Source organism: Gemmiger sp. An50 (assembly GCF_002161595.1).
GTDB lineage: Bacteria > Bacillota > Clostridia > Oscillospirales > Ruminococcaceae > Allofournierella.
Genome location: NZ_NFID01000018.1, coordinates 87,617 through 97,316 on the forward strand (window position 1 = coordinate 87,617; position 9,700 = coordinate 97,316).

The following is a 9,700-nucleotide window of genomic DNA, read 5'->3' on the forward strand; positions in this document are numbered from 1 at the left end:
AAACCAGGGAACAAACCAAAAGGTGACGTATTTCTGCAACAGAGAATTTCCTGTCGCCTGTTTTGCTGTATTCTTTACATTTGATTTGCACCATAAATCATGATTTCATTTGAGTAAATCCGCCTGTGTGTGATTCTAAAACATCAACTTCAATGTTGAGACAATTCTTTTATTCTATTCAATATGGATCAAACCGGACAAGCGAATTAACTCATTCCATTAAAAGTTGCGACACTGTTGCTTTTCCAAGTCATTTGACACCTCAAAAGACTTGGAATACAATGAAAGATAAACAAATGTACTCTCCAAAAATTCCTATTATCCTATTATAAATAAAGCCTGCATCAGACAGGAGGATTTCGAATGGAAGAAAGACTTGTTATTCCTTTTGCTCCAATTCTTGTAGAATCAACGAGGTCGATAGGTTATCTGTTTGAAGCAGCTGTTGCCGATATTGTTGACAACAGCATCAGTGCCGGTGCCACAGAAGTACGGATAGGCTTTATGTCAAAAGATCCCCGGTGGCTATGCATCGAAGATAATGGTTGCGGCATGGCAGCAGACGAAATCGAAAACGCCATGCGATATGGCAGTCAGGATCCACATAACACGCGAGATAAGAACGATTTGGGCCGGTTTGGTCTTGGTCTGAAAATGGCGTCTTTATCCCAGTGTCGCAAATTAACAGTCATGAGCAAAAAAGATGGAAAGACTGTCGCAGCTTCTTGGGATCTTGACTATATTAAGTTAAAAAAATCCTGGGCTCTAAAAGTGTATTCGAAAGAGGAAATGGACGATCTTCCCGGATTCATCTATCTAAACAGTCTTGAACATGGAACAGTTGTTCTTTGGCAAGATTTCGATCGTCTGGAGGACGCAAGTGCAAATGCCCAGAAATCTTTTGACGAAAAGATTGAACTGACCCGAAAACACCTGTCTCTTGTTTTCCACCGTTTTCTCGCGGATAAAAATCCCCAAAAAAGGTTGGCGTTGTATTTTAATGGAGATCCGGTACTGCCGATGGATCCATTCCTTACGCGGCATCCTTCCACGCAGCCGTTAAGTGAACAGATTTTGCGGATTAACAACGAAGAAGTCCGCGTAAAGCCCTATGTACTTCCATATCCGAGCAAACTGAATGCAAACGATATTGAAAATATGGGTGGAAAAGATGAACTGCGATTAAAGCAGGGGTTCTATATATACCGTAATAAGCGCTTGATTGTTTGGGGCACTTGGTTCAGACTTATTCGTCAAAATGAATTAGGAAAGCTCGCACGAGTAAGAGTTGATATTCCCAATTCTTTAGACTCCATGTGGGAAATCGACATAAAGAAATCGACAGCAACGCTCCCGGACTGTATCAAAAAAATCTGGCAGCTGTGGTCAAAAACACAGTTGGACGAAGTGAGCGTGTTTACAAATACCGCGGTCGAAATGTTCAAACCGATGATCTGGTCCATGCATGGAATCCAGTTGATTTCAGGGGAACTTTTCAGTATCAGATCAATCGTAATCTTCCTTTGCTGAAAATGCTTGAAAATCATTTGGACGAAGATGGTCTTGCACTGTTCGACAACTTCCTGAAAATGCTGGAAGACACGTTTCCCTATGCGGATGTATATTACCGCTTGGCCAGCAACGAAGCCAATGTAACGGAAAAAGCACTGGAGACAGATGAGGCTCGCCAGATTGCTCTCCAGATGGTCCGGCAGGCACAGGATTCAGGAGGAGATATTCCACAGTTACTGTCTGTAATGGACAAGATGGATTTCTTTGTAAAATATCCGGACGTACTGAAAGATTTGAGAGAGGAGTATTGCCATGACTAAAAATCAGGATTCAATGATTTCATATGTACTGAAATATTTGTCAGACAAGGAAAAAATCACCGAGGCTACTATTCAGGATGCTGTCACACTTTTTCTCTCTATTGTCCCACTGAATGACAGCGAACAAACGGAAGTTATCAAGGAATTACAGGCGCGGCTTCAAATTGATATTGATCGTGGTGTATACATAACCGCAAAAGATCATAAACCCTGGTATGCAGAGGCCAAGGCCAATATCGACCCTCGATTCTGGGAGCGCTATGTGCAATACTTACAGAATGAACGCGGATGGGTACCAAAAGTTGTTACAGAGATGGATCGCTTCTCTGATGAACTGATGGATCTGCTTGGGAATCCTAGTCAGGAAACAGGATTTTCTGTCAGAGGATTGTGCATTGGTAATGTCCAGTCAGGCAAAACGGCTAACTACATCGCACTGATGAATAAGGCAGCGGATGCAGGCTATCGAGTAATTATTCTTCTGACCGGAACCATTGAAAAACTTCGCAAACAAACGCAACAGCGTGTTGATGAAGGATTCACAGGGCTGGACAGCAAAGCTCTTACAAAAGACCGGGACAGTGTACGCGTTGGTGTAGGGCTGAATGATGCAAGGGTAAGCGGTTTTGCCGTTACCTCAACAATGAGCGATTTTAACACCTCATCCGCGCAGAAAATCGTTGGACGACTTGACGCCATACACGATCCCATTGTATTCGTTCTGAAAAAAAACAAAAGTGTGCTTGAAAAGCTGGAGCGCTGGCTTCGGGTATGTAACACGACCCAAACAAAAAAGACGATCGATCTCCCCATGCTTCTTATTGACGATGAGGCAGATAACGCCTCCATCAATACAAAGGACAAAGAAAATCCAACCGCCATCAATGCAGCCATTCGCAAGTTGCTGGCATTGTTCTCAAAAGCAAACTACGTTGGTTTTACCGCCACTCCTTATGCAAATATATTCATCGACCCGGAAACCGACGACAAAATGGTTGCGGAGGATTTGTTCCCGAGAGATTTTATTTATGCCCTGAAAGCTCCTACCAACTATATTGGTGCAGACCGCATCTTTTTGGAAGGGGGGGATTGCAGCTTCATGCTTCACGAGAATGACGACTGTGAAGAATATCTTCCGATTCGGCATAAAAGCGGAGCTGCCCCGGCCGGGAAAATGCCAGAAAGTATGCTGGAGGCAATTGCAGCCTTTTTCCTGGCTAACACAGTACGGGACTTGCGAGGAGATGTCAAATCTCATCGAACGATGATGATCAATATTTCCCGCTTTATTGCAGTACAGGAGGCTATCACAAGTCAGGTGGACGAGCTGGTCCGAACCATGCAGCGGGAGATTCGAAATTACTATCGTACGGGCGAACAGGCTATGGAGTATGATACGTTCCGATTACTGCGCAAAACCTGGGACAAATATTATGCTCCGATGAAAACTATTGATTTTGAATGGCCCGCCATTCAGGAAGCCTTGCATGCAGCTGTGGCCTCTGTGGAAGTTCGAACTATCAATGGAGGCAATGCATCCAAATATTTGAATTATGATGAATATGACAATGGCCTGCGCCTTATCGCAGTAGGCGGTCTGAGCCTCTCCCGCGGCCTCACATTGGAAGGTCTGTGCATCAGTTACTTCTATCGGAATTCCCAAATGTATGACACACTAATGCAAATGGGGCGCTGGTTTGGATACCGGGGTCACTACGAGGATCTCTGTCAAATCTGGATGCCTGCAACTTCCATGTCCTGGTATGCCTATATCACTGAGGCAACCAATGAGCTACTTTCGGAAGTCAATCGGATGAAGCTGCTCAACATGACCCCGAAAGATTTCGGCTTGTGCGTCCGCAGTGACCAAGCGGCATTAATGGTAACCGCACGAAACAAGATGCGTTCTGCTCAGGACTATACGATGACCCTCAGCCTGAACGGGCGTGTAGTGGAAACTCCGTTCTTGCACGGTTCCCCGCAAGTGGAGCACGACAATCTGAAAGCGACCGAAAACCTACTTTCGGAGCTGCAAAAAGCATATCAGCTCGAAAAAGATAATGCAAATCTGGCGCTGAAGGCACCACAGTTCCGGAATGTCAAAAAAGACTATATCATTGAATATCTCTCGGCTTACAATACGCACCCGCTGAATTTTGATTTCCATTCGGAAGATTTTGTCAGAATTCTCCGGGAAGACCAAGGGACCAGCCTTGACAACTGGGATGTCATGATTGCATCCGGCAAGGGTGAAGAAATACCTCTTGAGGGAATTTCGGTACGAACGGTTCAGCGAATCTTTGATTACAAGGTAAAGCAAAATGCCTATCAGATGTCCGGAAAAGGCTCCCGCCTGGGCAGCCGTGATGCAGGAAAGGGCGGATTGACAAATGATACCGTGGAAGAAATCGAGACGGCATTGCGGCATATCGAACCGGAGAAAAAGAATTTCTCACAAGCAGATTATTTCAAAACCGGAATCAACCGAAATCCGCTGCTCGTAATTTATCCTGTGCAGTTGAAGGCTGAAGAAGGGACAGAGAAAGAAAAGCTGGCTCAGAAAGCAGAGATCCCCCTGATTGGCTTGAGTATAGGAATTCCACGTGTGGAAGGACAGGAAGATAAAAAGTACAATTATAAAATCAATGTAGTCAAATGGAGAGAACTGTACGAAGTTGAACAGGGCGAAGATCTGGATGAACTGGACGGTACAATTCCGGAGGAATAAAAAATGACGGATGCAAAGCAGGCTTTTTCCGAACTGAAAGAGGATGCCGGTTTTCGAAGAGTAGATGCAATACATGTACTGAATTTGTATTACGGCTATGATCCACAAGGCCGTGCTACACTGCTTCTGGTAAGCAGTACCCATCCTCAGGAACTCCGCTCTTCCCGAATTATTTCTACAGAGGCAAGAAAACGCAACGATGGAAAGTGGGCATTGTCTTTTGCATTACAGCAACAGGAATACAAAGATCTATTTTACAGCTTTTGCAACGACATGGTTGACTCTTCCCGCGGATTGAAGGTTGAACATAATGGAGCCGCATTTATCTGCAAGCGCTACTGTGACTGGCAGCAAATGATGGCACAGGCAAGTGTTCAGATTTTGAGCAAAACTGAGATAAAAGGGCTTGCCGGAGAAATGCTTTTTCTTCTGGAATGCATGATTCCGAAATACGGATGCCAGCAAGCATTGGATGCTTGGACAGGGCCAGCTCGTGGCGATCAGGATTTTATAACGTCAGAAAGCTGGTATGAAATCAAAACTGTATCAAGCGGCACGGAAGAAATCCGAATTTCTTCCACGGAACAGCTGGATCGGAGTGATACGGGGTACTTGGTTGTGCAGTTTATGGATATAACTGGAGCAGATGATCCCAAAGGCGTCACGCTGAACAAACTGTATGAAGCAACCTGTGCACGTCTTGAAACAGATGTCCAGCGCAAACAGTTTGCATCTCTCCTGTGGCAACAGGGATTTTCCGTACAGCCTGCCTACAACAAAATTACATTTCGTCCAGGGAAACGACAGTATTTCCAGGTGAAGGCAGATTTTCCACGCATAAGATGTGATTCTTTGCCGCTGGGCGTAACCCGTGTCAGCTATCTGCTTTCACTTTCAGCAATTGCTTCATTCAAAAAGGAACATGAACATGAATGTTAATGAGTTTCGGACGGAAATTCTCGAAGAAATTCATCTGAACGCAACGATGAATGGAACCAGTCCTCGCGAGGAATTTCTGGCTGTGTATACAGAGGCACTTATCGATGCCGAGGAGTTTGAAGACTTTGAGCAAATACCTTATGAGGGAGTTGGAAGTCAGAATCGGAAAATCCAGATAGATGGATACAGCTACAATGAACTGGATGACTGTCTGGACATTGCTGTTTGCCCGTTTTGTGACAGTACTGAAGCAGAGTCTCTAACAGCAACAGAGGCCGATACATGGTTTCGCCGAGCGCGTGCTTTCGTAGAGAATGCGCAATCGGGTTTTCTGCAAAAAAATGCCGAGGAAAGTTCCCCGGGATATGGCCTTGCGGTTGATATTCAAAACAGATATAAAAATGTTACCCGTTTCCGTTTCTTTATCATGACCGATATGGTCATGAGTAATCGTATCCGGGAAATCCCGGCAACATTCATCGGACAGGCAACGGCAGAGTACCATATCTGGGATATTTCCCGTCTTCAGGATTTGATGTCCTCCAAAACCGGCAAGGAAGATATTACTATTGACCTGAAACAATTCAGTGATCAAGGAATTCCCTGTCTGCCTGCAGGTGAAACCGAAGAATACACCGCATATCTGTGCTCCATTCCTGGCAAGATTCTTGCTGAACTGTACAACCGGTATGGCGGACGCCTGCTGGAGGGTAATGTACGGTCGTTTCTGTCTGTGAAGGGAAAAATCAATAAAGGCATCCGCAATACGATTCTGAATGAACCCAGTATGTTTTTCGCTTACAACAACGGTATCGCTGCTACAGCATACCATGTTGAAATTGAACCTGGAGAAAGTGCCTCCTGGATTACAGAAATTACTGCATTACAGATTGTCAACGGAGGGCAGACAACCGCTTCACTGGCGGCAGCTTTGACAAATGACCGCAGCAGAGCCAATGACTTGCGAGATGTTTATGTTCCCATGAAACTTTCCGTAGTGTCGCCGGAAAAAGCAATGGAACTGATCCCGAATATTGCACGATATGCCAACAAGCAGAACAAGGTGAGCGATGCAGACTTCTTCTCCAATCATGCATTTCATGTACGCATGGAGGATCTTTCACGGCGTACTCTCGCTCCTGCTGTCAAGGGAAATCAGTTTGGCACCTGCTGGTATTATGAACGTACCCGTGGACAGTACAAACAGCAGCAGGCCCGTATGAGCACCGCAGAGAAAAAACGTTTTCTGGCGCGGAATCCCAAACCTCAAATGTTTACCAAAACAGACTTGGCCAAGTTTTACAATACATGGAGGCAACTTCCCTGGCAGGTCTGCGCCGGCGCGCAAAAGAACTTTATGCGGTTCGCAGAATGGGCAAGCATTGAATGGGATCGGCATGAATCGTCTTTTAATGAAGAATTTTTCAAGAAGGTTGTTGGACTGGATATTTTATACCGTTCAACAGATCGAATTGTAAAAAATGCTCCCTGGTATGAGATGGGCTACAAAGCACAAATTATAACTTATGCCATTGCAGAGCTTTTCAACCTGATTGAAAAGGAAGCAGACAGAGCGTTTGATTTCCGAACCCTGTGGAACCGGCAGGAAATAAGCCATGCTACAGAGCTTCAGCTGGAAGAGTTGGCAGAAGCAATGTACAATCATCTGATTTCGCCTGATCGCGGTGTTCAGAACGTAACAGAATGGGCCAAGCGGGAAACCTGCTGGAGCAAGGCCAAAAAACTGCAACTCAGTCTGAGAGAAGATTTCAAACAGGAACTGATTGAAAAGATGGAACAGAAAAACAGAGAATCTGATGCTCGTTCCATTCAGAAGCAGTTGAATCAGGCTGGCGCCATGATCAAGGTTGCCGAATATGGTTCGACTGCCTGGAAAAAGGTTCTTGCATGGGGCCTGGACGCCAAAATATTTACACCGATGGAGATATCACTTTTAAAAACCGCCATTGCAATGGAGAGCGGGAAGTTTCCATCTGAAAGGCAGTGTGCCAAAATTCTCCAGATACTGGAAAAAGCACGAATGGAGAGTTACCCGGACTGATTGTTGAGCTGCCGACGCAGATCTTGCAGCACGCATTCCATTGTTTTGTCGAAATTATTCTCAATTTCGCACTCCCACAGTGTAATGACATGCCAACCGAATTGTTCCAGCTGCTGTTTGTGCAAGATATCATTTTGCACATTTTTGTTAAACTTCTGAATCCAGAAATCTGTGTTAGTGGAGGGCGTCGTGCAGTTTTTACACCCTGGGTGCCGGTGCCAGTAACAACCGTGGACAAATATAACTGTTTTATATTTTGGTAAAACAATGTCCGGTTTTCCGGGAAGTTTTGAGTCATTTTTTCTGTATCGATAGCCCTTTGAAAACAGAAATTTCCGAACCTTTATTTCAATTGCGGTATCTTTATTGCGAATATGCGACATATTCCAGCTGCGTTTCTCACGAGTCAATCTGTCTGCCATATATACCCTCCTCCGTATGGCCTATTATAGCACATTCAGTCGTAGCGGATCTTTTTTCTTGTCAAAAACGCAGATTTTCCCGGAATGTACCTTGCATGGCGGAGTTTGTCCTGGTATAATAAGTTAGCCTTGAATCAGCAAACATCAGAATGCAGGAAAGGAAGAAATTTCAATGCCAAACTATCTGGACTTGTTTGCAGGAGCAGGTGGTCTGTCAGAAGGATTCCTTCAAGCTGGATATACTCCGGTTGCCCATATAGAAATGGACGAAGCAGCCTGCTATACTCTGAAAACACGTGTAGCAGCAAAATGGCTGAAAGACAATGGTCAAGAAGACGTATACAACGAGTATCTCAACGAAAAATACAGCAGAAACGAATTCTATTCCCATGTACCTGAAGAAGAGCTGTCCAGTGTATTGCAGCGTGAGATTTCAAAAGAGAGTCTCCCTGAAATTTTCTCTCGAATTGATGAAAGACTGGGGGATCGTGAACTCGACATAATTGTCGGAGGACCGCCCTGCCAGGCCTATTCCATAGCCGGCCGTTCACGTTCCAAAACAAGAATGCGCGGGGACAAGCGTAATTATTTATATAAACTTTATGCTGAGTTTCTAAAGCGGTATACTCCCAAGTTTTTTGTCTTTGAAAATGTCACCGGTCTGCTCTCAGCAAAGGACGAGGATGATGCACCTCATTTCCAAAAGATGCGGGATTTATTTCGTGAATGCGGATATTCAACCAATTACCGTGTTTTAAATGCCAAAGACTATGGAATATTGCAAAATCGCAAACGCATTATACTTGTTGGTAAGAGAAATGGTGCAAAAGACTACTATCCTGAGATCAAGCAAATTCGCACCAACTGTATGGTAGGTGAAATTTTTAGTGATTTGCCGCATTTGCACGCTGGAGAAGGATCACCCAAGCCTACGCCAACATTGCACTATGAAGGGCATTATCTCTATGATGCAGGAATTAAAAGAGAAGATTTTCAACCTGTTACACTTCACTATGCCCGACCCAATACCGAACAGGATTTGAAGATTTACAGACTGGCAGTAAAACGCTGGACACAAGAACATCAGCGAATCAGATATACAGATTTACCAGAGGAATTAAAAACTCAGAAAAACAATGAATCTTTTCTGGATCGTTTTAAGGTCGTGGCTGCAGACGAAAAGGTATCGCAAACTGTAGTTGCCCATATATGTAAAGACGGTCATTACTATATTCATCCTGATATAGAACAAAACCGTTCTCTTACTCCACGTGAAGCAGCCAGACTGCAAACTTTCCCGGATGACTATTTCTTTGAATGCATCAGGGGTGGTTTCTCCAGAACGACAGCCTATAAACAAATTGGCAATGCTGTTCCTGTTCGCCTTGCATATTGTATTGCGCAGGCACTTTTGCCGGAATTTGAATAACAACAACATTTTTCATCAGGAAGCCCGAAGCAATATCTGCCTTCGGGCTTCTTTTTATATAAGGACCACAAGCTATACTTGTGGGCGAATCTAGCACAAGCGTTGAACAGAAAAAAGCATGCCCGTTTCAACCAAAGGAACATCAGACAACAAAGAAGAGCATAAATCTAGTTTAAGTGTCCAGCTGAAATAACCTTTGAGGCTATTTTAGGTGAATCACAATATATATTTGAGAAAGCATGGCCTATGGTATAGGTTTTAGTAGATACAAGAGTTAACCTACGGCGA

The 9,700-nt window shown here is 44.4% G+C and carries 7 protein-coding genes; 6 read left to right on the forward strand and 1 reads right to left on the reverse strand.

Annotated features, from left to right (window positions below):
* Positions 1–363 precede the first annotated feature (363 nt).
* Genes B5G03_RS14370 through B5G03_RS14385 form a run of 5 tightly spaced genes read left to right on the forward strand, consistent with a single transcriptional unit; the run spans position 364 to position 7,561 of the window.
* Positions 364–1,530, forward strand: a complete 1,167-nt coding sequence (locus B5G03_RS14370; protein ID WP_140401714.1) for an ATP-binding protein — start codon at positions 364–366, stop codon at positions 1,528–1,530.
* A 17-nt stretch (positions 1,531–1,547) separates the two neighbouring features.
* Positions 1,548–1,832, forward strand: coding sequence for a hypothetical protein (locus B5G03_RS17150; RefSeq protein WP_140401715.1), 285 nt, complete (start codon positions 1,548–1,550; stop codon positions 1,830–1,832).
* The gene (locus B5G03_RS14375; RefSeq protein WP_087182372.1) at positions 1,825–4,560 is read left to right on the forward strand and encodes a Z1 domain-containing protein; all 2,736 of its coding nucleotides are present in this window, start codon (positions 1,825–1,827) and stop codon (positions 4,558–4,560) included. Before B5G03_RS17150 ends, B5G03_RS14375 begins: the two co-directional genes overlap by 8 nt.
* Before the next feature lie 3 nt (positions 4,561–4,563).
* The gene (locus tag B5G03_RS14380; RefSeq protein ID WP_087182373.1) at positions 4,564–5,499 is read left to right on the forward strand and encodes a PD-(D/E)XK motif protein; all 936 of its coding nucleotides are present in this window, start codon (positions 4,564–4,566) and stop codon (positions 5,497–5,499) included.
* On the forward strand, positions 5,489–7,561 hold the full coding sequence (locus B5G03_RS14385) for an AIPR family protein (protein ID WP_162613426.1): 2,073 nt from the start codon (positions 5,489–5,491) through the stop codon (positions 7,559–7,561). The genes B5G03_RS14380 and B5G03_RS14385 overlap by 11 nt, the downstream gene beginning before the upstream one ends.
* On the opposite strand, the gene B5G03_RS14390 is transcribed toward B5G03_RS14385, so the two are convergent.
* Complete coding sequence (locus tag B5G03_RS14390) at positions 7,549–7,983, reverse strand: very short patch repair endonuclease (protein ID WP_087182375.1); 435 nt, start codon at positions 7,981–7,983, stop codon at positions 7,549–7,551. The genes B5G03_RS14385 and B5G03_RS14390 overlap by 13 nt on opposite strands.
* A 172-nt stretch (positions 7,984–8,155) precedes the next feature.
* Between B5G03_RS14390 and B5G03_RS14395 the strand changes: the two genes are divergently transcribed.
* Entirely contained in the window at positions 8,156–9,412 is a 1,257-nt protein-coding gene (locus tag B5G03_RS14395) for a DNA cytosine methyltransferase (RefSeq protein WP_087182376.1), read from the forward strand.
* Positions 9,413–9,700 lie beyond the last annotated feature (288 nt).

What these genes read in the sequence shown, in the direction of transcription:
- B5G03_RS14370 (WP_140401714.1), top strand. Translation starts at nt 364, where the DNA reads ATGGAAGAAAGACTTGTTATTCCTTTTGCTCCAATTCTTGTAGAATCA.
- B5G03_RS14375 (WP_087182372.1), top strand. Translation starts at nt 1,825, where the DNA reads ATGACTAAAAATCAGGATTCAATGATTTCATATGTACTGAAATATTTG.
- B5G03_RS14380 (WP_087182373.1), top strand. Translation starts at nt 4,564, where the DNA reads ATGACGGATGCAAAGCAGGCTTTTTCCGAACTGAAAGAGGATGCCGGT.
- B5G03_RS14385 (WP_162613426.1), top strand. Translation starts at nt 5,489, where the DNA reads ATGAATGTTAATGAGTTTCGGACGGAAATTCTCGAAGAAATTCATCTG.
- B5G03_RS14390 (WP_087182375.1), bottom strand. Translation starts at nt 7,983, where the DNA reads ATGGCAGACAGATTGACTCGTGAGAAACGCAGCTGGAATATGTCGCAT.
- B5G03_RS14395 (WP_087182376.1), top strand. Translation starts at nt 8,156, where the DNA reads ATGCCAAACTATCTGGACTTGTTTGCAGGAGCAGGTGGTCTGTCAGAA.